Here is a 22,218-nt window from a genome sequence, read left to right as displayed (position 1 = left end):
CAAAACTCAAACCATGGCAGGAGAGCCTGCTTAAGACTCAGGCTCGTTCGAACTGCACAAGACCATGAAACAAAGAAGCAAGCGTTACAAAAAATCGGCGGAACTCATCCCGGCCGACAAGTTCTTCTCACTGGAAGAAGCAGCAGAGCTCGTGAAAAAGCTCCCCGCCACCAAATTCTCCGAGACGGTTTCTCTTTCCTTCCGTCTGGGTGTGGATCCTCGTAAGAGCGACCAGATGGTGCGTGGTACCTGCCCCCTTCCGAACGGTTCCGGCAAGAGCGTGAAAGTCGCAGTGTTCGCCGTGGGCGACTCCGCAGACGCCGCCAAGGCCGCCGGTGCAGAATTCGTCGGTTTTGAGGATCTCATCGCCCAGGTCAAGGCTGGTTTTACGGGTTTCGATGTGGCCATCGCTACTCCCGCCGCCATGACTGAAGTCCGCAAGCTTGGTAAACAACTTGGTCCTCGTGGTTTGATGCCCAACCCCAAGACGGGCACCGTGACCGATGACACCGCTGGTGCGGTGAAGGCCGTCAAGGCCGGTCGTGCTGACTTCAAACTCGACAAGAACGGCAACATCTCCGCTGGCGTGGGTAAAGTCAGCTTCGAGCCGAAAGCCATCGTGGAAAACGCCCAGGCTCTCATTGACGCCGTGGTTCGTGCCCGTCCCGCCTCTGCCAAGGGCAAGTTCATCCAGAGCATCACCTTCAGCGCGACCATGTCTCCTGCGCTCAAGCTTGATCTGGGCAAGTACGTGAAATCTGCCGCCTAAATCTGAAGGAGAACAACGACGATGAAAGCTGAAAAGACGATCCTCATTGAGCACCTTCTGGAAAAGGTCAACGCCTCCCCGTTCATGTTCGTGGTGGACTACACCGGGCTGAAAGTGGACAAATTCGAAGAGCTTCGCAAGCGCCTCCGCGCTGCAGGCGCTGAGATGCACGTGTACAAGAACACGCTGGTGAAGAAGGCCGCTGAACGCGCCGGGTATCCCGTGGAAATCGGTGATGTCCTGACGGGCCAGTCTGCTGTGGTCACCGGTGAGAAAGACGTGTGCGCTGCCGCCAAGGTCATGAAGACCTTCGCGACCGAGTTCCAGAAGCCCCAGGTGAAAGCCGGCATTCTGGACGGCAAGTACCTTGATGCTTCCGGCATCCAGGTCCTGGCAGACCTTCCTTCCCGCGAAGTGCTTCTTGCAACCCTGCTTGGCGTTCTGCAAGCCCCGGCTTCCAAGCTGGTCCGCCTGCTCAACGAGCCCGCCGCCTCTCTGGCTCGCGTGCTCAAGGCCAAGGGCGATCAAGAGCAAGCCGCTTAATTTTCCGTGGGTTGCCCCGGCAACCCTTTTTCCAATTTGACTCGATGGTGGGGGCAACTCCACCTGAATACCTAAAATCCAATGGTTCCTTGCCGGTCTGGCGGCTGTCAGGCTCAAAACCTCTGAAGCTTCAGGGGACGGCGATACCGAAATACTACTATGGCAGACCTGAATAAAATCGTTGACGAACTCAGCGCCCTTACCGTCCTGGAAGTCGCTGAACTTGTGAAATCCCTTGAAGACAAGTGGGGCGTGAGCGCCGCTGCTCCTGTCGCCGTGGCCGCCGCTGGCCCTGCCGGCCCTGCAGCCGCAGCCGCAGTTGAGAAGACCGAGTTCGACGTCATCCTTACCGAAGGTGGCACGAACAAGATCGGCGTCATCAAAGAAGTCCGTGCCGTTGTGGCCGGCCTTGGCCTCGCCGAAGCGAAAGCCCTTGTGGAAAAGGCTCCCCAGCCTCTCAAGCAGGGCGTCAGCAAGGAAGAAGCCGAAGAGATCAAGAAGAAGATCGAGGCCGCCGGTGCCAAGGTCGAGATCAAGTAAGTTTGTTTCTTTTGCAGGTTTCGCCGCCCCAGTGGGGGCGGCGGAACCCTTTCAAAAAACCAGCGTTTCCTCAATGCCCGTTCTCTTCCCGTACAACAACTTCCAATCCGCCCGCAAGGTCGTCGGATGTGAGTTGGGGAACGAACCCAAGTTTGATGAGACTGTTTTTCGCCACGGGCGCTTGCGCGCCCGGGGGTTTTTTTGTCCTCCGACATAGGCCGCAAAAACAACCGTTTTTGTCCGCCGCCCTGACTCTCTTTTCCCCGGCTTAACAGGCCGGTTTGCCCGCAACTCATTGCCAACACCCAGCCACCCCGCCGTATGTCCCAGCGCATTAACTTTGGCAAACTCAAGGAACCCGTTGAACCGCCGAATCTCATTGAGATTCAGCTGAAGTCTTACGAGGAATTCCTGCAAAAAGACATCGCGCCGAGCAAGCGCAAGGACCTGGGGTTACAGGCGGTGTTCCGCGAAGTCTTCCCGATCTCGAGCTACGACGAGAAGATGACCCTCGATTTCACGCAGTATGAAATCGGTGAACCCAAATTGAATCCGCTGCAGGCCATCCGCGAGGCGGAGACCTTCAGCGCCCCGCTGTACGTCACCTATGAACTGCGTGACGAAGCTGGTGCCAAACAGGAGCGCGTGTACATGGGCGAACTGCCCATGATGACGACCCGCGGCACGTTCGTCATCAACGGCGCTGAGCGCGTGGTGGTGAGCCAGCTGCACCGTTCCCCTGGCATCTGTTTTGAAACCCAGCAGCACCTCAACGGTCGCTGGTTGTATGGCTTCCGCATCATTCCTGACCGCGGTACCTGGTTGGAAGTCCAGTTCGACACGAACGACCTCCTCTACGTTTACCTCGACCGCCGTCGTCGCCGTCGCAAGTTCCTTGCCACCACGCTCCTGCGTGTGATCGGCTATCCGGGCGACGAGGACATCCTCAAACTTTTCTACCCGATTGAGGACCTCAAGCTGAAGGAGACCATGAACGAGGAAGACCTCGCTCAGAAGGTGATCTTCCGCGACATTCTGGATGGTGAGCTCATCGTGGCCCGTGCCTATGAGCCGCTGACCCTCGGCATCGTGCGCCAGCTCATCCAGCTGGGTCACAAGAGCATTCGCTGCGTGACCGCCACGCAGGATGACCTGATCATCGCCTCCCTTCGTAAAGACCCCGCCCATGACGAGGACGAGGCTCTCAAGGAAATCTACCGCCGTCTCCGCCCTGGAGATCCGCCGACCATCCCGAACGCCCGCGCGCTCGTGAAGCGTCTCTTCTTTGATCCCAAGCGTTATGACCTGACCCGCGTCGGCCGCTACAAGATCAACCAGAAGCTTGGCATCAAGGTGGACAGCGAGGAGCGCATCCTCACTGCCATGGATGTGGTGTCCTCCCTCCGCTACCTCTTCAAGCTGCGTGCTGGTGAAGGTGTGCTGGATGACATTGACCACTTGGGCAGCCGCCGTGTGCGTGCCGTGGGTGAACTGCTTGCCAACCAGTGCCGCGTGGGTCTTGCCCGTACGGAGCGTCTGGTGAAGGAGCGCATGACCCTGTTTGATGTGAACATGGACGTGATGACCCCCCAGAAGCTCATCAATCCCAAGGCTCTCAGCGCCGTGGTCCGCGACTTCTTCGCCCGGTCCCAGCTGAGCCAGTTCATGGACCAGATCAACCCTCTGGCCGAGCTGACCCACAAGCGTCGTCTCTCCGCCCTCGGGCCCGGTGGTCTGAACCGTGACCGTGCCGGCTTCGAAGTGCGCGACGTGCATCCTTCGCACTACGGCCGTATCTGCCCAATTGAGACCCCGGAAGGTCCGAACATCGGTCTGATCAACTCCCTGTGCAGCTATGCTCGCATCAACGAGTTTGGCTTCATCGAAACACCCTTCCGCAAGGTGGAGAGTGGCGTGGTGACCGACAAGATCGAGTATCTTACGGCTGACCAGGAAGAGAACCACAATGTGGCTCAGGCCAACAACATCATCGACGAGAACGGCAAGTTTAAGTCGGACAAGGTTTCGGTCCGCTATCGTGGGGACTTCCTTGAAGTGGCCCCTGAGCAGGCCACTCTGATGGACGTGTCACCCAAGCAGATGGTGTCCGTCGCCGCTTCTCTGATCCCGTTCCTTGAGCACGATGACGCCAACCGCGCGTTGATGGGCTCGAACATGCAGCGTCAGGGGGTGCCGCTTCTTGAGGCTGAGGCTCCCTTGGTGGGCACCGGCATGGAATCCAAGGCTGCCCGGGACTCCCAGGCGGTGATCGTCTCCGACTCCGGTGGCATTGTCGCCGCAGCCACGGCTGACTACATCATCGTCACCAAAGACGGACAGTTGCCGATCAGCGAGAAGGCCTTCGCGGCCGAGCCGACCAAGATCACGACTGATCCTGAGCGTGGTATCTATTTCTACCCGCTCCGCAAGTTCATGCGCTCCAACGCCGGCACGTGCATCAACCAGCGTCCGCTGGTGGAACGCGGGCAGAAGGTGAAAAAGGGCGACGTCCTCGCGGACGGTCCTTGTACCGATCATGGTGAACTCGCACTGGGCCGCAACATGCTCGTCGCGTTCATGCCGTGGAACGGCTACAACTTCGAAGATGCTATCGTGATCTCCCGTCGCGTGGTGAAGGAGGACATCTACACTTCCATCCACATCGAAGACTTCGAAGTGGGTGCCCGTGACACGAAGCTGGGTCCTGAAGAAATCACGCGAGACATCCCGAACGTGGGTGACGAAGCGCTGCGCAACCTCGGTGCTGACGGCGTGGTCCGGATCGGTGCTGAAGTGAAGCCTGGCGACATCCTCGTCGGCAAGATCACTCCGAAGAGCGAAACCGAGCTGGCCCCTGAAGAACGCCTCCTGCGCGCCATCTTCGGTGAAAAGGCCGCTGACGTGAAAGACACCTCCCTGCGTGTGCCCTCCGGCTGCACCGGGATCGTCATGGACGTCCGTGTCTCTTCCCGCAATGGAGCTGACAAAGAGCGCCTCTCTCCGAGCGAGCAGAAGAAGCAGATCAAGCAGGTCACGGAAGAACACAAAAACAAGGTTGAGCAGCTCACGGAGCAGCTGACCGAGAAGCTCTCCGAGATCCTTCTCAATGAGAAGATCCCGCTCGACGTGGTGAACGGTGAGACTGGTGAAGTCATCATCGGCGCCAACAAGAAGATCACGAAGACCCTCCTTCGCACCCTGGCCGAAAACTACCGCACGGTGGAAATCGACCAGAGCCCGATCCGCAACAAGATCATGGACATCGTTTCGGCCTTCGAAGCGAAGTTCGACGAAGCGGACATCGAGCGTGAGCGTGGCCTCGACCGCCTTGAACAGGGCGAGGAAATGGAGAGCGGCGTGATCAAGCAGGTCCGCGTGTTCATCGCCAGCAAGCGTAAGCTTAGCGTCGGTGACAAGATGGCCGGTCGTCACGGAAACAAGGGCGTGGTTGCCACCATCGTTCCTGAAGAAGACATGCCGTTCCTCGAAGACGGTACTCCGGTGGACATCTGCTTGAACCCGCTGGGCGTGCCTTCCCGTATGAACGTGGGACAGGTGCTTGAGACCCACCTTGGCGTTGCTGCCAAGGCCTTGGGCTTCACGGTGGCCACCCCGGTGTTCGACGGTATCAAGGAAGACAAGATCCTCGGCTACCTCAAGGAGGCCAAAGCCACTCCTGGCTTTGAATGGATCGGCCTCAACGGCAAGAGCAAGCTCATCGACGGTCGCTCCGGCGAGCCCTTCGCGCTCGAAGTCGTGGTGGGATACATTTACATGCTGAAACTGGGCCACCTTGTGGCGGACAAGATCCACGCTCGTGCGGTCGGACCTTACTCGCTCGTGACCCAACAGCCATTGGGCGGCAAGGCCCAGTACGGTGGTCAGCGCTTCGGGGAAATGGAGGTCTGGGCTCTCGAAGCCTACGGCGCCGCCTACACCCTGCAGGAGCTGCTCACGGTCAAGTCAGACGACGTCCAAGGCCGTACCCGCATCTACGAAAGCATCGTCAAGGGCGACAACTCGCTCGAAGCAGGCACGCCGGAATCGTTCAACGTGCTTATCAAAGAAATGCAAAGCCTTGGCCTCGACGTCAAGGTGGTGAACCGGAACTCCGGAGAGGAAGAAATCCTGGGCGGCGGCGGAAGCTACGCCACGGCAGTTGGAATGTAAGAAGCAACCCCTGAATCTCACGAACATGCAAGAAACTTCGAGCTTCGACAACCATCTCAAGGAACTCTTCGGGGAGCAGCATCGCACCGGAGGCTTCGACATGGTCTCCATTTCCGTGGCATCCCCGGACCGTATCCGGTCCTGGAGCCATGGTGAGGTCAAGAACCCTGAGACCATCAACTACCGCACGTTCAAGCCCGAAAAAGGCGGCCTCTTCTGCGAGCGCATTTTCGGACCCACCCGTGACTGGGAGTGTGCCTGCGGCAAGTACAAGCGCATCAAGCACAAAGGCGTGATCTGCGACCGTTGCGGCGTGGAAGTGACCCTGAGCCGCGTCCGTCGCGAGCGCATGGGCCACATCGAGCTGGCCGTGCCGGTGACGCACATCTGGTTCTACAAGTGCATGCCTTCCCGCATCGGCCTCATGCTGGACATGACGGCCCGCTCGCTGGAGCGCGTGATCTACTATGAAGATTACATCGTGGTTTCCCCCGGGAGCACGCCGCTTCAGCGCGGCCAGCTGCTGACGGAAATGGAACTGCGTGAAGCTGAGGACCAGTACGGTGCCGACAGCTTCAAGGTCGGCATGGGCGCGGAAGCCATCCGTGACATTCTGGCTCAAGCCAACCTCGCCGAAATGGTGAAGGAGCTCGAGCAGTCCATGACCAAGACTCGCTCCAAGCAGCTTCGCAAGAAGATCGCCAAGCGCCTCAAGCTCTGCCAGGGCTTTGCAGCCTCGCATTCCCGCCCTGAGTACATGGTGATGGAAGTGCTGCCGGTCATCCCGCCGGACCTCCGTCCGTTGGTGCCGCTGGAAGGCGGTCGCTTTGCGACTTCTGACTTGAACGACCTCTATCGTCGTGTCATCAACCGCAACAACCGTCTCAAGAACCTTCTCGCGCTCAAGACGCCGGATGTTATCATCCGTAACGAAAAGCGCATGTTGCAGGAGGCGGTGGACGCCCTCTTCGACAACGGCCGTCACGGCCGTGCGGTGACCGGGGCAGGCAATCGTCCGCTCAAGTCCATGTCCGACATGCTCAAGGGCAAGTCCGGCCGCTTCCGCCAGAACCTTCTGGGCAAGCGTGTGGACTACTCCGGCCGTTCCGTTATCGTGATCGGTCCGGACCTCACCCTCAACCAGTGTGGTCTGCCCAAGAAGATGGCGCTCGTCTTGTTCGAGCCCTTCATCATCCGCCGTCTTAAGGAACTTGGTCTGGTGCACACCGTGCGCAGCGCCAAGAAGATGATTGAGCGTCGCACCCCTGAAGTGTGGGACATTCTGGACGAAGTGACCAAGGGCCACCCGGTTCTCCTGAACCGTGCGCCAACCCTGCACCGTCTCTCCATCCAGGCGTTCGAGCCCAAGCTCATCGAAGGTGAAGCTATCCGCGTTCACCCCCTCGTTTGTACGGCTTACAACGCTGACTTCGACGGTGACCAGATGGCTGTGCACGTCCCGCTGTCGATCGAAGCCCAGATGGAGGCCCGCCTCCTCATGCTCGCTCCGAACAACCTGTTCTCCCCTGCGAGCGGCAAGCCCGTGATGACGCCTTCCCAGGACATTCCTCTGGGTTGCTTCGCCCTCACGTATCTGCGTGAGCTTCCAGGAGCTCCCAAGGACGAGCGTCGCCTCTCCATCTTCAACGATCCCTCCGAAGTCGAGTTCGCCCTCAGCGAAAACGCGGTCGAAGTGAACCAGAAGGTGCTTTACCGCAATCCGGACTACAACACCAAGGGCCGCACCTATGGCGACCCGACCAAGGCGGTCGTCGAGACCACCCCGGGTCGTATCCGCTTCAGTGAGATCTGGCCGGCAGAGCTTGGCTTCTACAACAATACCGTTGGCAAGAAGCAGCTCTCCGACATCATCTGGCGTTGTTTCCAGAAGGCCGGTCACCAGGAAACGGTGGCAGCGCTGGACCGGCTCAAGCAGCTTGGCTTCCGCGAAGCTATGCGCTCCGGTTGCTCCATCGGCATCACCGACATGGTGATTCCTGAAGCCAAGTACAAGGCTCTCGACAAGGCTCGCGCCGATGTTGAGCTTGTGACGAAGCAGTACAAGCGAGGCATCATCACCAACGGTGAGCGCCAGCAGAAGGTCATCGACATCTGGACCGGCGTGGGTGAAGAAGTCACCAAGGAAGTGTTCCGCACGCTCGAGTACAACGACGGCAAGAAGCTCCACAACCCGCTCTACGTCATGGTCACCTCGGGTGCCCGAGGCAACCAGACGCAGATCAAGCAGCTCGCCGGGATGCGCGGTCTTATGGCCAAGCCGAGCGGTGAGATTATCGAGCAGCCCATTACCTCGAACTTCCGTGAAGGTCTGACCGTGCTGGAGTACTTCATCTCCACCCACGGTGCCCGTAAGGGTCTCTCCGACACCGCGTTGAAGACGGCTGACTCCGGCTACATGACCCGCAAGCTGGTTGACGTGGCCCAGGACGTCATCGTGACCGAGGAAGATTGCGGCACGGTCAACGGCATCACGCTCGCCTCCATCTATCAGGGTGACGACGAAGTGGTGGACCTCAAGACCCGTATCTATGGCCGTGTCTCCTGCGAGACCATCCATGACCCGGTCGACAAGACCACCCTGGTGGAATATGGCCAGCTGATCACCGAAGAGGTGGCCAACCACCTTGTGAAGATCGGTGTGGAGAAGCTCAAGATCCGCTCCGTGCTCACTTGCGAAAGCAAGCGCGGTTGCTGTGCCAAGTGCTACGGTCTCAGCCTCGCCACTGGCCGCGTGGTCAAGGTGGGTGAAGCCGTCGGCATCGTGGCCGCCCAGTCCATCGGTGAACCTGGAACGCAGCTTACCATGCGTACCTTCCACGTCGGTGGTGTGGCCGCAGGTGCCTTCAAGCAGCCCATCATCGTCACGAAGAACGCGGGTTCCATCCGGTACAACGAGCTTCGTATCGTCAACACGCCGGAAGGCAGCGTGGTGCTCACCAAGAACGGCACCATCAGTATTCACGATGACGCGGGTCGCGAACTCGAGTCCCACAAGATTGTCCTCGGCGCCCTCATCTCGAAAGAGGACGGCGGCAAGGTCAAGAAGGGCGAGACGATCGTCACCTGGGATCCGTACAACGTGCCGATCATCACCGAGAAGCAGGGCAAGATTGAATTCCGCGACATGCTTGGTGGTGTGACCATCACCAAGGAAGTCAACCAGGCCACCGGCAACGAGGAAACCGTCGTCATCGAGCACAAAGAAGACCTGCACCCGCAGATCGTCATTGTGGATCCGAAGACCAAGGAGATCCTGGCCAGCTACACCATTCCCGCTGGCGCTCACCTTGCGGTGAAGAACAACGAGAAGGTGGATGCCGGTACGGTGCTCGCCAAGACGCCGCGCAAGGCTGCCAAGACCAAGGACATCACCGGTGGTCTTCCCCGTGTGGCCGAGCTCTTCGAAGCCCGCAAGCCGAAGGACGCGTGCGAAATCGCCAAGATTGATGGCAACATCGAAATCGGCGGACTGGTTCGTGGCAAGCGCCGCGTGATCATCACCGACCAGAAGACGGGTCAGCAGGAAGAGCACCTCATCCCGCGGAACAAGCACATCTTCGTGCAGAACGGCGACCACGTGAGCAAGGGCGACCAGCTTACGGAAGGTGCGGTCGTGCCGCATGAGATCCTGGAGATCCTTGGGCCTCAGGCCCTTCGTGAACACCTCGTCAATGAGGTTCAGGAAGTGTACCGTGCCCAGGGTGTGGAGATCAACGACAAGCACGTCGAGATCATCATCCGCCAGATGCTTCGCAAGGTGAAGATCACCGAACCCGGTGACACCGCCTTCCTGTGGGGCGACCAGATCGACCGTCTCGAGTTCGAGCGTGAAAACCAGCGTGTGTCCGACGAGGGCGGCAAGCCCGCGACGGCCGAGCCGGTGCTCCTTGGTATCACCAAGGCCAGCCTTGAGACGGACAGCTTCATCAGTGCCGCCAGCTTCCAGGACACCACCCGTGTGCTTACCGAAGCGGCTACCCTGGCGAAGAACGACTTGCTCCGCGGCTTCAAGGAAAACGTCATCATGGGTCACCTGATCCCTGCCGGCACTGGTTTCCGCACCAACCGCAACTTCAACGTCGTAGAGACCGTGAAGGTGCAGTACTCGACCGAAGGCGAAGAAGCCGTGGCGTAAGCTGGCTGATCTAACGCAAGACTGAATTCTCAAACGCCCTCCGGAAACGGAGGGCGTTTTTGTTTGTTGGGGCTCAATTCTGGTTCACCGCGGCTTCAGCACTCTCAGGTAACTTCGATACTGATGCCAGGCGAGCAGGGCGATGCAGAAGGGGGCGAGTGCCACAACAAAAGTGATCCGCATTCCCCATTTCGATTCCAGGATGTCCAGGGTGCCGGAAGCGGCAAAAACGGAAAAGAAATAGACGAATGCCGTGGCTTGAAACACCAGGGAAGCCACGAGCATCAAGGAAGGGCGGGCGGTATGCCACCAAAGGCCGGTGGTCACGAGGCTCAGGATGCCGCCAGCAAACACCATGAAGGTGAGCACGTGAAAGTCAGAGTCGTGCTTGATGATGTTGATGACCGTTTGGATGCCCATGGCGAGGAGCGCACCGCCGGCCAAGGTGGAAGACGACTGATGCTTCAACCGACTCAAGCTGGTGTGGGTATCCGCCTGGTAGCTTTCGAGTTGCTGGCTGCTGACCAACGGACCCCTGCACTTGGGGCAGGACTTGCGGCCCTGCACCTCGGCGGGGGTGTAGGTCTTGCGGCAGGGGCGGCAGAGGAGCTGTCCAGGTTGGAGGGGAGGGGAGGAAGAAGGGGGAGCCATTGTGGAACGCGTTTTTCGACGCTATGCGTCGTGGCGGCGGAGTGCAAGAGGGTTGGGATGACGGTAGGGTGAGGCCAGCGATGAAAGCATGCGGTCGACCCCTGTCCAAGGAGCGGCGGTTTGTGCTTGCACAACCGCCGGGGTCAACGAAGAGGTCGGCGGATTGGAGCGCTTGATGCAATGGTCACGTTGAAGGAATCTCAGGCATTGAATGGAACCGGTGCGACTAAGGGCCATGGACGAAGTGCGTGATGGCTGCCATTTTGAAAAGTGTATCCGGTGCATTCGGCGCAATCCCGGAAAAGCAGGATTGGGCTCATCAGGGTTCGCCCCTCTATGAAAACGAGATCGCGAAAACCGTGGATTGACCAGTGGTTGTCTGGGAACATAGGGTTCCATGTCATCATGTAGCCCTTTTGCGCTCCGGTCACCCCGGCGGTTGTGCAAGCACAAACCGCCGCTCCTTGGACAGGGGAGTTGTGAAGTGTTGTCGTCGAAGGGCACCCCTGCTGGATTGCGGGATTCTATGGAACTATGGCGGGTGCCGAGAATTGCGAGACTGGACACGGATGAGGGATGAGGCTAGTTCGATGAGTTAACAAAAGGCTGATGCATCCCCGAGGACGTTGCTCGTTGTGGGCGGCGGTTTGTGCTTGCACAACCGCCGGGGGTCAACGGAGGAAATGGGTGGTGGTGATGGGATATGTGTTGAGACCCCGTTGGCAAACTACTCAACCGTCTTGGCCAGTTCGCTTTCAAAGAGCGTGAAGTCCGAGACAGGAAGCTTGGCCTTCGTCGGGTTGCGGCGAATGTACTTGATGCAATTTCCAAAATGGTGGCCGTCTCGTATCATCCGGTCGAAATAGTCCTTTTGCCAAAGACTCCCGGCTCGACCCAACAGCGGGTTGATCTTTTGCGCCGAGTGACGTTTCCACGAGTGAATGAGGGTCGTGAGGTTCCAATCCGGATTGAGGACGAACAAGGCATGAACATGATTCGGCATCACGATACAAGAGACCATCCGGCAGCGAGTCCCGTCAAAGTGGAGGAGGGCGTTCATCACTTCCGCACGCGCCGATTCTCCTCTTAACACACAGGATCCGTGGCCAGCATCCAGCCAGCGTTCGATGCACCCTGAAAAACGTTGGTGGTATTCTTTCTCAAGCGCTGGACTCCAGGGCTTTGGATGATCAGCCAACCATAGGTTGCGTTCCGATTTCCAGGCATGCAAAACATCCGCTGGGATCGAGTCGGCGAGCCGGAAGGTGACGAAATAGAGAGTCCCGTCTTGTTCCCAGTGGTGGAGTCGGTTTCTCGTTTCTAATGTGGCCGCAAACGGATTGAAAAATCTGAACGACACCTCGTCCATGGGCAAGATCGCAAAATGTCAGCGCGGATGGCAAACTTGCCGTCAACCGGAGTCGTCGCGTCGCTAGTCCGCATTCGTTTCTCTCCTCCGTTAACCTCGGCGGTTGTGCAAGCACAAACCGCCGCTCCTTGGACTGGGGTGTTGCGACCTGCAAAAGGCTATGTCGCCTCAGTCGCCGCCCAGCCTAATCCTTCAATTCCTGCTCCATCCGCTCGCTCAGCCACTGCTTGATCATGCTCTGGTAGTTCAGGTACCGCCGGCGCGCGATGCGCTTGATGCGGGAGAGCATGCGGGGATCAAAGCGCAGGGTGATGGTGGTGGACTCACGCACGTCAGGACGGTGCATGGAGGTCTGCATGAGCCGGGCGTCCAGCTGGTGCACCATCCAGAACTTGGCTTCCTCCTCCTCATTCTCAAAATGAGGCATTTCACTCCAGGTGCGGATCAATTTCATGTGGGGGGAGTTCAGGGATGCCGGATGGGGGAGGGAGGAGAGGAACTAGAGATCTTCGGACTTCTTGCGCTCGTAGAAGTGTTCTTCTTCGGGGCTCATGGGACGGGAGAGGATCACTCGGTAGCGCTTGCCGTCCGTCCAGAAGACGCTGAAAATTCCCCGCCCGGAGAGGGACTTGCCGAGGGAAAAGTAACGCGCTGCGCGGACATCTTCGCTCTCACCGTCGGGCAGAAGTTTTAGGGCAAAAGGGTCTTCGAAAGACTCCTCGATATCCTTGGGAGGCAGCGTGGTCAGGTCGAAAGGGACGTCTATCCAGTCAAACTCCATGAAGTTTCAAGGCAAAGGTCGAAGGGGACTCTGGTGCGCGCAATCCATCACCCTAGATGGCAGATGGGGCAAGTTCTATTCTTGATGGAGAGGTAGTTTCTGTCGGAAACCTATCAACTTGAGGTGCATAGCAGGGATGATTGCCGGTGAAATTCGGACAGATTGGGACGAATTGGCCATGGCTGAGCTGTTTGGTGGATGGGTGATAAGAAACATTCCGAGTCACGGGTGGTGGTTGGCCCTAGATAGGCGCCTCGATTTGCATGCCGGGTGAGGACACATGGGGCGCGATACAAAAGTGACCGATGGAAGTGGTTCTGTGTCAGCGCACCATTCCGTGGTTGAGCACTTGGGGGCCATGGCTAGGCTGAGTTCATGAGCATGTTCTCCCTGCATGGAAAAACCGCGGTGATCACCGGTGGTGGGTCGGGTATCGGCGAAGCGATCGTGCGCGCTTTTGCGCGCCAGGGGGCCAACGTGGAAATCCTCGATCTTGATGTAGGGGCTGCGAGTCGAGTCGCGCAGTCGGTGATTCAGGAGGGCGGGCAGGCGGGGGCCGCTGCATGCGACATTGCAGACGCGGATTCCGCAGCCAGCGCCATCCGCAATGTGGCCGCCAAGTATGGGAGGTTGGATATCCTCGTCAATAACGCGGGGATCGCTCATGTCGGCAATGTGCAGACGACTTCCGAGGCAGACCTCGACCGGATCTATCGGGTCAATGTGAAAGGGGTGGCGAACTGTCTCCGACCGGCGGTGGAGATCATGGCCGGCCAGGGGGGCGGAGTCATCTTGAACATGGCTTCCATTGCGGCCCAGATGGGGATTGGCGACCGGTTTGCCTACAGCATGAGCAAGGGAGCGGTGCTCGCCATGACCTACTCGGTGGCCCAGGACTACCTGAAACAGGGCATCCGGTGCAATGCCATCTGCCCTGGGCGAATTCACACGCCGTTCGTGGATGGCTTTATTGCCAAGAACTACCCCGATCGGCAGGCGGAGATGTTTGAGAAGCTCTCGAAGACGCAACCGATCGGGCGCATGGGCACACCTGACGAAGTGGCGGCGGCAGCTGTCTTCCTCTGCAGTGATGAGGCCAGCTTCATCACAGGCGTGGCCTATCCTGTGGATGGCGGCACGCTCTATCTCCGTTGATGCAAGTCAGGTGGGCTTTGATTTGCCGCGTTTTGCCGACCGGGTGAGGGCCAGCAACTCATTCGGGTGGCGGGCCAGATCCCGCACCGTGAAGGAGTCCAGCACATCGAAGAATGCCCGACGGGCCTGAAACAAGATGGGCTTCAAGTCGCAACTCTGGTGGATGGGGCAGGTGTTCGTCTTGGGCTGGAAGCACTCCACGATGTCGGTATTTTCCGTATAGCGGACGATGTCGCCCACCTTGGCCTCTGGAGTATGGTTGGCCAGCATGACTCCGCCACCGATTCCGCGGCTGGAGACCAGCCAGCCACCCTGGGTCAGGGACTTGGCCACCTTCACAAGGTGATTAACGGACACGCCGTAGAACTCCGCCATCTCCCGGGTGCTTACGTTCCTCTCCGGATGGGAGAGGAGGTAAATGAGGAGACGTAGGGCGTAGTCCGTGTGGTAGGTGAGCTGCACGTACGAGAGCTTGATTGGGCCGACGACCGCAAAATAGGCGCAACATATACCCTTTTAAATAGGTATTTAATGTACCTATTTAAGGCCAACCTGAACTGACAACCATGCTAAGCCCACAAACCATCGCCATCGTCAAAGCCACCGCTCCTGTCCTGGAGCAGAATGGAGAACTCCTGACTCGTCACTTCTACGAGCGGATGTTCCGGCACAATCCGGAGGTCGCTCCCTTCTTCAACCGGGCGAACCAGACCAGTGGTTCCCAGCAGAAGGCGTTGGCGGCCGCGATCTGTGCTTATGCGGCAAACATCGACAACCTGGAGGTGCTGGGCGGGGCAGTGGAACTGATCGCCCAGAAGCATGCCTCTCTGCAGATCAAGGCCGAGCATTATCCGATTGTTGGTGCGAACCTTTTGGCGTCGATTCGCGAGGTGCTCGGCAGTGCGGCTACGGATGAGATCGTGAACGCCTGGGCCGAGGCTTACCAGTTTCTCGCGGACATCTTGATTGGCCGGGAGAGCCAGATCTACCGGGGGCATCGTGAGGTGCCAAATGGCTGGGAGGGCTTCAAATCCTTCTTCGTCACGCGCAAGGAGCAGGAAAGTGAGCAGATCACCTCGTTCTATCTGGAGACCGTGGATGGCAGCAATGTGCCGGACTTCAAACCGGGACAGTACATCACGCTGCGGTTGCCCAGCCCGTGTGGGCACACCACCATGAGGAACTACAGCCTCTCGGACAAGCCGGGCCAGTCGTGGTATCGTATCAGTGTGAAGCGTGAAGCGGCGCGCGCCGGTAGCACGCCGGACGGTTTTGTTTCCTCCTACCTGCATGATCAGGTGCGGGTGGGGGATCGTCTTGAGGTCGGCCCGCCTTGCGGCGAGTTCTTCCTGGACGTCACGGAGAAGCACGCCCGCCCGCTGGTGCTGCTTTCCGCAGGGGTGGGCATCACCCCGGTCATGAGCATGCTGCTCAGCGCGCTGGAGGTCACGCCGGACCGGAAGATCTTCTTCCTGCACGGCTGCCTGAACAGCCGTCACCATGCGTTCCGTCAGAAACTCAATGGGCTGGCCAAGGATCACTCCCATCTGGTCGTGCATCATCGTTATGACGATCCGACTGAGATGGACCGCCTGCGCATGCACCGGGACCATACGAGCGAGGGGCGTATTGACGCAGCGCTCATTGAATCCCTGGTGCCGGGGAGGGATGCGGACTACTATTTCTGCGGGCCCAAACCTTTCATGATCGATATCTACCATCAGCTTCTTGCCTGGGGTATCCCCGCCTCCCAGGCCCGCTTCGAGTTCTTCGGTCCCCGTCAGGAGCTGGAGCGTCCTCGCGCTGGGTCTGCGGTCTGCCCGGTATGAGCGTTGTCCCCTCAGCTTCCCATCTGCTTCAGCGGCGGTCTGGTTCCTGGGCCCGCTGGCTGGTGATATCGGTCATCATCACCGCCACGGGCTTCATCAGCCGGGCCGCTGAAGTGGAGTTGAGTTCGAGGAATGTGGAGAACCAGCCGGATCCAGTCCGCCGCCTGTGGAAGCAGGTGGCGGATGGACGGGTGCAGTTGGATGTCAGCTCGGAGTCTGCCTTTCTGAAGAGCGTGCTTCGGGAGCTGGACGTGCCCGTGGCTTCTCAGGTGTTGGTGTTCTCCAAGACCAGCCTCCAGCGGGATCTGATCTCACCGCAACAGCCGCGTGCGATCTACTACAATGACGAGTGCTACGTGGGCTGGGTGAAGGGTGGGGCGATCGAGCTCATTGGGGTGGATGCTGTGGAAGGCCCTAAGTACTACCTGCTGCAGCGTTCGGTCGCTGGGCTGGAGAAGGGGCCCGTCTTCCAGGTGGGCAAGGATTGCTTCAGCTGCCATGGCGGCGCGGCCCTGCAGGTGCAGTCCGTGCGGGTGGATGCCGAGGGGCAGCCCCTCACAGGTAGTGTGAACTTCTCCATCACGGAAAACAGCCCGCTCGGCGAGCGGTGGGGTGGCTGGTATGTGACTGGCAGCTCTGGCAGGGAAGCCCATTTGGGCAATCTCATCGACGGCAAACGTCCCTTGGCGACAGCCCCGGCAGAGACGCTGTCTTTCCTGCTGCCCAAGGCGACTTATCTCACCGATACCAGCGACATCGTCGCGCTCATGGTGCTGGAGCACCAGTACAGTACTCAAAATGCCCTCACCGAGACGGCCCGGGCCGCCCGCACCATCTTGGAGCGGATCACCCCGGGCGCAGAGTCACCGCTGCCGGAATCTACTGGGAGGCGAATGTTGCAGAAACATGCCGACCGACTCGTGGCCAAGCTGCTCTTTACGGAGGAGCAGGAACTCACCGGTGGCGGCGTGCAGGGCAGTCCGGCGTTTCAGGAGGCTTTTCGCAAATCGCGACGGGTGGCCTCGGATGGCAGTTCGCTGCGGGACTTCGATCTGCGAACACGCCTTTTCAAGCACCGGTGCAGTTACATGATCCACTCTGCCAGCTTCGAAGCACTGCCTGGCGAGTTCAAAAAGGTGCTGCTTCAGCGGTTGGCGCTGAGGTTGAAAGACACGGCCGATACCGATACCGACACCGACTGGCTGACCAATGCCGATCGGGCTCAGTTGCGCATGATTCTGGGCGACACACTGGTTCTCCCGGGCTCGCGTGACGCGCCGTAGTTTTTTGCAGTTCCTTGGGAAGGAGCAGAAAGATGGCTGGGCGGACCGCGTATCCACTGGCATACCAGTTGGATTTCAGTGCGATTTCCCCAACTCAAGTCACCTTGCCATGCCTGACTCCGCACCGCCCTCCCGGCTCCAATCCCGGGCCTATGCCGAACTTCGCCGACTCATCGCGTCGGGAGAGTTCCCACCCGGCACCTTCCTGTCGGAACGGCAGCTTGCGATTCAGTTTGGCATGAGCAAGACGCCTATTCACGTGGCGCTGGAGCGTCTGGAGTCCGAGGGGTTTGTGACCATCTCGGCCCAGCAGGGGATTGTGGTGCGTGGCATGAGTGTGGACGACATTGTCGATCACTATGAGCTGCGGGAGGCCATCGAGGCCTGGGTGGTGCGCCGGATGGCTGGGAGGCTCTCGCTGGAGCAGGAGACAAAGCTGCGGGAGAACATCGCCCAGCAAAAGGTCGCCCTTGAGGCAGATGATCTCGTGAAGCTCATGCATCTCGACGAGCAGATGCACTACCTGTTATGCTCGTTCCTCAACAACCGGGAGATCATCTCCACCATGGAACGGCTGCGCGACAAAATTCACCAGGTGATCCTCCGTGTCACGGACACGGACCGCACCCGTCCGGCGGAGAGCGTGGAGGAGCATGTGGGCATTGTGGAGGCTGTTTGCGCCGGCGACGGCCTACAAGCCGCGGACCTGATGACGGCCCACCTTGAGGCGGGCAAGCGTCGCATTCTGAACCCTGAACGCTTTGCGCGGCGATGATTGGTTGGTGGCAGTTTTGTGTGTTGCTACCGGTCGCCCTGTTCACAGGGTGGAGCCAGATGTTTGCGGCCTCGGAGGTGGACTTTGCACGGGATGTGCAGCCCATTCTGCAGCGTCACTGCGTGAAGTGCCATGGACCTGAAGAGAGCAACGGCGGCTTGCGCTACGATCACAAGCAGGGGGCATTTGCCCAGGCCGACTCCGGAGCCCACGCCATCGTTCCGGGCAATGTCGAGGAAAGTGCCTTGCTCAAACGGGTGTCATCCGCCCACAAGGATGAGCAGATGCCGCCGAAAGGGGAGCGGCTGACTATCCAGGAAGTCGAGGTGCTCCGTACCTGGATCGCTGCAGGGGCAATCTGGCCAGACAGTCCCGGTGCCGCAGAGCCGGCCAAAGTCGCCGCCAGCAAGCATTGGTCTTTCCAGCCTTTGTCGCATCCAGTGGTGCCGGAGGTCAAGGATCAAGATTGGCCGTTAACGCCAGTGGACCGGTTCCTGCAGTCGCGACGTGAGGCCGCAGGCCTGGAAGCTTCTCCCGATGCGGACGCCCGGACATTGATCCGTCGCGCCACCTATGATCTGACCGGGCTTCCACCAACGACGTTGGAGGTGGAGCAGTTTGTTCAGTCCTTCTCTCGACCAGAGGGGCGGGAAGCCGCGATGGTGGCCCTGGTGAATCGTCTGCTGGAAAGCCCCCGCTATGGAGAGCGCTGGGGGCGGCATTGGATGGACTGGGTACGCTATGCTGACACGGCCGGGGACAACTCCGACTACCCGATCCCGCAGGCCTATCTGTACCGCCAGTATATTATTGATTCCTTGAACTCGGACGTGCCGTACAACCGGTTTATCACCGAACAGATTGCTGGTGACTTGCTGCCTGCCGGGAGCCAGGAGGAACGCAACCGATTGAACATCGCCACCGGATACCTGGCGATGGCGCGGCGGTTTGGCTCGCTGGTGGAGCGTTATCCCTGGCATCTTACCATTGAGGACACGATCGACAACATGGGGCGCACCCTGTTGGGGCTCACCCTGAGCTGCGCCCGCTGCCATGATCACAAGTTTGATCCCGTTTCCACGCGGGACTACTATGGGCTCTACGGCATCTTCGCGAGCACCCAGTACCCATTCCCGGGGCTTGAACTCTTCAAGGCGCAGCGGGATTTTGTGCCGCTGATTCCAGAGCTGGAGGTGGCTGAGTCCATGGCCCCCTATCAGGCAGAAAAAGACCGGCTGACGGTGGAACTGGAGACCCTGCTGGCCCGGTGCGAAAAGCTGAAGATCGAGAATGCCGCCCTGGAAAAAGAGCGGACTCTGGAGGAGCAACGGCGGAAGAAAGGGGAGCTGGACGGGCTGCTGTTCCAGGCGCGAAAGGCCGGCGAGGCTCTCGCGGATTATTTGAAACAACTTCCGGTGCTGCCCGCCGCGTATGCCGTGCAGGAAGGGAAACCCCAGAACGCCCGGATCCAGATCAAAGGCGAGCCGGACCGTCTGGGTGCGGAAGTGCCCAGAAAGTTCCTGGAGATTCTGGGTGGCGCGGCCCTGCCGGTGGAGACGCAGGCGGGCAGTGGTCGGTTGCAGCTCGCCCAGTGGGTGGCAGCTGAGCAGAACCCGCTGACGGCACGGGTCATCGTGAACCGCATCTGGCAGCGGCACTTTGGCACCGGGCTGGTCCCCAGCACCAGTGACTTTGGCCTGCGCGGGGAGGCCCCCACCCATCCCGAGTTGCTGGACTGGCTGGCGGCGGAGTTTATGCGCAGCGGGTGGTCCATGAAACAACTACACCGCCTCATCATGACCTCGCGGGCGTACCAGCTCTCCAGCCAGGACACGGAGGACAATGTGGCCAGTGATCCCGGCAACCGCCTGTACTGGAAGTTTGGGCGGCAACGTCTGGATGCGGAATCGCTCCGTGATACGCTTTTGTTTGTCAGTGGTGGTCTGGACCTTGCCCCGCAGCACCAACCCTACGCGATGCCGCCGACAGCCAGGTGGGACTACACGCAGCACCATCCGTTCAAGAGCGACTACCCAAGCAACAAACGGAGCGTGTACCAGATGACCAAGCGGCTCACTGCGAAGCCGTATCTGCAGACCTTTGATGGGCCGGATCCGAATGTTTGCACCAGCACGCGGGATCGTTCGGTGACGGCGTTGCAGGCCCTCTTTTTTGTGAATGACAAGTTCGTTCATGAGCAGGCTGACCGGCTGGCCAAAGCCCTGCTGAAAGAGGAGGGTGGGTCGGAAGAGGCCCGTCTGCGTCAGCTCTACACCAGCCTGTTTGCCCGCGAACCCGACGAGGCCGAAACCCAGATGCTTCAGGAACACCTGGCATCGGTGCGCCAGACTTTGGGAGACAGTGAACAGGCCGAGACGATGGCCTGGTCCAGCCTCCTGCGCAGTCTGTTCCGGCTCAATGAATTTCTGTACCTCGACTGACAGCCTCCGGTTGTGACCATGAACTCCTTCCAACAACCCCGTCGCGCCTTCCTGCGCTCCCTCTTTTGCAGTTCCCTGCTCGGGCCGGGCATGTTGTCTGAACTGCTGGGTGCTGACGACAGCCAGGATCCGCTGGCGGCTCATCGCTCCCATACCTCCGCTCGTGCCAAGCGGGTCATCTTTATTTATGCCACCGGTGGGGTATCGCATATTGATACGTTTGACCCCAAAACGATCAAAAAGGGTCGCGATGGCACAGGGCCGGACAATCTAATGGGCAACCTCTTCGGTTCAGGCTACAACGCCAGCTGCGGTACCGAGGTGAGCGACATCTTCCCGCATGTGCGCAACGTCATGGATGAGATCTGTTTGATCCGGACCATGAAGGCCTCCCACTTTGACCACTCAGAGGCCACGCTGGGAATGCACACCGGGTCGCCCACCTTTGCCCGGCCCAGCATGGGCTCGTGGGTGAGCTATGGACTGGGGACATTCAACCAGAACCTGCCCAGCTACATCGTCATTGCTCCGCAACTGCCGTACGGAGGCACGCAGGTTTATGGCAGTGACTTTCTTCCCGCATGCCATCAGGGCACCCGGGTGATTCCTGGAAACAACCCCATTGCCAATCTGCGCTCACCGGAATCGGGGCGTGACCTGCAGAACCTGGAGCTGGGCCTGGCCGACCGGTTGAATCAGCGGCACTTCGCCACCCGTGCGCATGACACCGCGCTGGCGGCGCGCATCAAGTCTTTCGAGACGGCGTTTCAGATGCAGCAGGCGGCCCCGGAAGCCTTTGACCTGAGCACGGAGCCGGCGCACATCCGCGCACTGTACGGCCTGGATCGCAACGTGAAGGGGCCAGGGGCGGATTTCGCCTGGCAGTGTCTGGTGGCCCGCCGGCTGGCGGAACGAGGTGTGCGTTTCATTGAACTCATCGACACCGGCTCCCGCCCGAACTGGGATTCACACGGGGAGATGAAGGACCATGCGGAACTGGCCTCCAATGTGGACCAACCCACGGCGGCGCTCATCACCGACCTCAAGCAGCGGGGCATGCTGGAAGACACCATCGTGCTCTGGGCCACGGAATTTGGGCGCACCCCAGGCCGCGAGGGGACCAATGGACGTGGGCACCACCGGGACTGCTTCAGCGTCTGGGTGGCAGGCGGCGGATTCAAGCCGGGTCACGTGCACGGGGCCACGGATGACATCGGCAAGTATCCAATCGAGAAGCCGGTGGAGGTGCATGACCTGCATGCCACGATTTTGAATCAACTGGGCATGGATCATGAGCGTCTCACGTTCCGTCATGCGGGGCGGGACTTCCGCCTCACGGATGTGCACGGGCATGTGATGACCGAGTTGCTGGCGTGAGAGGGCAGGCGTGTTTGATCCCGCTACCCCTCGCGGCCGGGGAGCACCCCTTGGGCACGCGGTTGCTTGCCACGGGGCTGGCATCGCATACGGGGAAGCTAGTGCCTGCCAAGGAACCTGTGAGACTGACGTGGGGGTGTAGATGGCGATGAGGGGAAAGCGGACCCTCATCGCGAAGTAGAGGTGTTTGAGGGGTGCTTCTCGACCGGGATGTTGCTTCAGATGATCTGACCCGCATCCTGTGATGCCAGCCGATGCCGGAGGCATCACAGCCCTTAGCCGGAGGTTGAAGGAGCGTAGCGACTGACACCTCCGGATGATCAGCATAGGAATTGCATCCCGGAGCGGATGCCAGCGACGTCCCTTTGCAGGCGCCTAT

The 22,218-nt window shown here is 59.6% G+C and carries 16 protein-coding genes; 11 read left to right on the top strand and 5 right to left on the bottom strand.

Annotation, left to right across the window (positions count from 1 at the left end; translation table 11 throughout):
• The first annotated feature begins 64 nt into the window (after positions 1 to 64).
• The 5 genes from rplA (at position 65) to rpoC (ending at position 10,178) form a co-directional block, all read left to right on the top strand.
• Positions 65 to 769, top strand: coding sequence for a 50S ribosomal protein L1 (gene rplA / locus BV034_RS28715; RefSeq protein ID WP_050030388.1), 705 nt, complete (start codon positions 65 to 67; stop codon positions 767 to 769).
• A 21-nt stretch (positions 770 to 790) separates the two neighbouring features.
• Positions 791 to 1,312, top strand: a complete 522-nt coding sequence (rplJ, locus tag BV034_RS28710; protein WP_050030387.1) for a 50S ribosomal protein L10 — start codon at positions 791 to 793, stop codon at positions 1,310 to 1,312.
• Positions 1,313 to 1,471: 159 nt separating this feature from the next.
• A complete protein-coding gene (gene rplL / locus BV034_RS28705) occupies positions 1,472 to 1,852 on the top strand; it encodes a 50S ribosomal protein L7/L12 (RefSeq protein WP_050030386.1) in 381 nt (126 codons plus the stop codon).
• Positions 1,853 to 2,173: 321 nt separating this feature from the next.
• Positions 2,174 to 6,022, top strand: coding sequence for a DNA-directed RNA polymerase subunit beta (gene rpoB, locus BV034_RS28700; RefSeq protein WP_050030385.1), 3,849 nt, complete (start codon positions 2,174 to 2,176; stop codon positions 6,020 to 6,022).
• A gap of 25 nt (positions 6,023 to 6,047) precedes the next feature.
• Positions 6,048 to 10,178: a DNA-directed RNA polymerase subunit beta' gene (gene rpoC, locus BV034_RS28695; protein ID WP_050030384.1), complete on the top strand. Its 4,131-nt coding sequence runs from the start codon at positions 6,048 to 6,050 to the stop codon at positions 10,176 to 10,178.
• Positions 10,179 to 10,262: 84 nt separating this feature from the next.
• Here the strand turns inward: rpoC and BV034_RS28690 are convergent, their stop codons facing one another.
• From BV034_RS28690 to BV034_RS28675, 4 genes are all read right to left on the bottom strand, one after another.
• A complete protein-coding gene (locus BV034_RS28690) occupies positions 10,263 to 10,829 on the bottom strand; it encodes a hypothetical protein (RefSeq protein ID WP_050030383.1) in 567 nt (188 codons plus the stop codon).
• A 727-nt stretch (positions 10,830 to 11,556) separates the two neighbouring features.
• A complete protein-coding gene (locus tag BV034_RS28685; RefSeq protein ID WP_050030382.1) occupies positions 11,557 to 12,198 on the bottom strand; it encodes a transposase in 642 nt (213 codons plus the stop codon).
• A gap of 184 nt (positions 12,199 to 12,382) precedes the next feature.
• Positions 12,383 to 12,652: a CopG family antitoxin gene (locus BV034_RS28680; protein WP_009964674.1), complete on the bottom strand. Its 270-nt coding sequence runs from the start codon at positions 12,650 to 12,652 to the stop codon at positions 12,383 to 12,385.
• A gap of 45 nt (positions 12,653 to 12,697) precedes the next feature.
• On the bottom strand, positions 12,698 to 12,979 hold the full coding sequence (locus tag BV034_RS28675; RefSeq protein WP_009964673.1) for a hypothetical protein: 282 nt from the start codon (positions 12,977 to 12,979) through the stop codon (positions 12,698 to 12,700).
• Between the two features lie 381 nt (positions 12,980 to 13,360).
• Here BV034_RS28675 and BV034_RS28670 point away from each other — a divergent pair, with 381 nt between their 5' ends.
• Positions 13,361 to 14,134 (top strand): SDR family oxidoreductase, encoded by a 774-nt coding sequence (locus tag BV034_RS28670; protein ID WP_050030381.1) that lies wholly within the window; start codon positions 13,361 to 13,363, stop codon positions 14,132 to 14,134.
• A 6-nt stretch (positions 14,135 to 14,140) separates the two neighbouring features.
• Here the strand turns inward: BV034_RS28670 and BV034_RS28665 are convergent, their stop codons facing one another.
• The gene (locus BV034_RS28665) at positions 14,141 to 14,596 is read right to left on the bottom strand and encodes an Rrf2 family transcriptional regulator (RefSeq protein WP_050030380.1); all 456 of its coding nucleotides are present in this window, start codon (positions 14,594 to 14,596) and stop codon (positions 14,141 to 14,143) included.
• A gap of 104 nt (positions 14,597 to 14,700) precedes the next feature.
• On the opposite strand from BV034_RS28665, the gene hmpA reads away from it, so the two are divergent.
• From hmpA to BV034_RS28640, 5 genes are all read left to right on the top strand, one after another.
• Positions 14,701 to 15,963 (top strand): NO-inducible flavohemoprotein, encoded by a 1,263-nt coding sequence (gene hmpA, locus BV034_RS28660; RefSeq protein WP_050030379.1) that lies wholly within the window; start codon positions 14,701 to 14,703, stop codon positions 15,961 to 15,963.
• A complete protein-coding gene (locus tag BV034_RS28655; RefSeq protein WP_050030378.1) occupies positions 15,960 to 17,246 on the top strand; it encodes a hypothetical protein in 1,287 nt (428 codons plus the stop codon). The genes hmpA and BV034_RS28655 overlap by 4 nt, the downstream gene beginning before the upstream one ends.
• A gap of 109 nt (positions 17,247 to 17,355) precedes the next feature.
• Positions 17,356 to 18,021, top strand: coding sequence for a GntR family transcriptional regulator (locus BV034_RS28650; RefSeq protein WP_050030377.1), 666 nt, complete (start codon positions 17,356 to 17,358; stop codon positions 18,019 to 18,021).
• Positions 18,022 to 18,080: 59 nt separating this feature from the next.
• On the top strand, positions 18,081 to 20,462 hold the full coding sequence (locus BV034_RS28645) for a PSD1 and planctomycete cytochrome C domain-containing protein (protein ID WP_050030376.1): 2,382 nt from the start codon (positions 18,081 to 18,083) through the stop codon (positions 20,460 to 20,462).
• An 18-nt stretch (positions 20,463 to 20,480) separates the two neighbouring features.
• On the top strand, positions 20,481 to 21,839 hold the full coding sequence (locus BV034_RS28640; RefSeq protein WP_050030375.1) for a DUF1501 domain-containing protein: 1,359 nt from the start codon (positions 20,481 to 20,483) through the stop codon (positions 21,837 to 21,839).
• Positions 21,840 to 22,218: the final 379 nt, after the last annotated feature.

Source organism: Verrucomicrobium sp. BvORR034 (assembly GCF_000739635.1).
Taxonomy (GTDB): domain Bacteria; phylum Verrucomicrobiota; class Verrucomicrobiia; order Verrucomicrobiales; family Verrucomicrobiaceae; genus Verrucomicrobium.
The sequence above is the reverse complement of the archived record's forward strand: the minus strand, read 5'-3'. Positions and strand labels throughout refer to the sequence as shown.

Coding starts and splice junctions, on each gene's coding strand:
- BV034_RS28680 (WP_009964674.1), bottom strand. CDS start 12,652: ATGAAATTGATCCGCACCTGGAGTGAAATGCCTCATTTTGAGAATGAG.
- BV034_RS28670 (WP_050030381.1), top strand. CDS start 13,361: ATGTTCTCCCTGCATGGAAAAACCGCGGTGATCACCGGTGGTGGGTCG.
- BV034_RS28640 (WP_050030375.1), top strand. CDS start 20,481: ATGAACTCCTTCCAACAACCCCGTCGCGCCTTCCTGCGCTCCCTCTTT.
- BV034_RS28675 (WP_009964673.1), bottom strand. CDS start 12,979: ATGGAGTTTGACTGGATAGACGTCCCTTTCGACCTGACCACGCTGCCT.
- rplA (WP_050030388.1), top strand. CDS start 65: ATGAAACAAAGAAGCAAGCGTTACAAAAAATCGGCGGAACTCATCCCG.
- BV034_RS28655 (WP_050030378.1), top strand. CDS start 15,960: ATGAGCGTTGTCCCCTCAGCTTCCCATCTGCTTCAGCGGCGGTCTGGT.
- hmpA (WP_050030379.1), top strand. CDS start 14,701: ATGCTAAGCCCACAAACCATCGCCATCGTCAAAGCCACCGCTCCTGTC.
- BV034_RS28650 (WP_050030377.1), top strand. CDS start 17,356: ATGCCTGACTCCGCACCGCCCTCCCGGCTCCAATCCCGGGCCTATGCC.
- BV034_RS28685 (WP_050030382.1), bottom strand. CDS start 12,198: ATGGACGAGGTGTCGTTCAGATTTTTCAATCCGTTTGCGGCCACATTA.
- rpoB (WP_050030385.1), top strand. CDS start 2,174: ATGTCCCAGCGCATTAACTTTGGCAAACTCAAGGAACCCGTTGAACCG.
- rpoC (WP_050030384.1), top strand. CDS start 6,048: ATGCAAGAAACTTCGAGCTTCGACAACCATCTCAAGGAACTCTTCGGG.
- BV034_RS28690 (WP_050030383.1), bottom strand. CDS start 10,829: ATGGCTCCCCCTTCTTCCTCCCCTCCCCTCCAACCTGGACAGCTCCTC.
- rplL (WP_050030386.1), top strand. CDS start 1,472: ATGGCAGACCTGAATAAAATCGTTGACGAACTCAGCGCCCTTACCGTC.
- BV034_RS28645 (WP_050030376.1), top strand. CDS start 18,081: ATGTTTGCGGCCTCGGAGGTGGACTTTGCACGGGATGTGCAGCCCATT.
- rplJ (WP_050030387.1), top strand. CDS start 791: ATGAAAGCTGAAAAGACGATCCTCATTGAGCACCTTCTGGAAAAGGTC.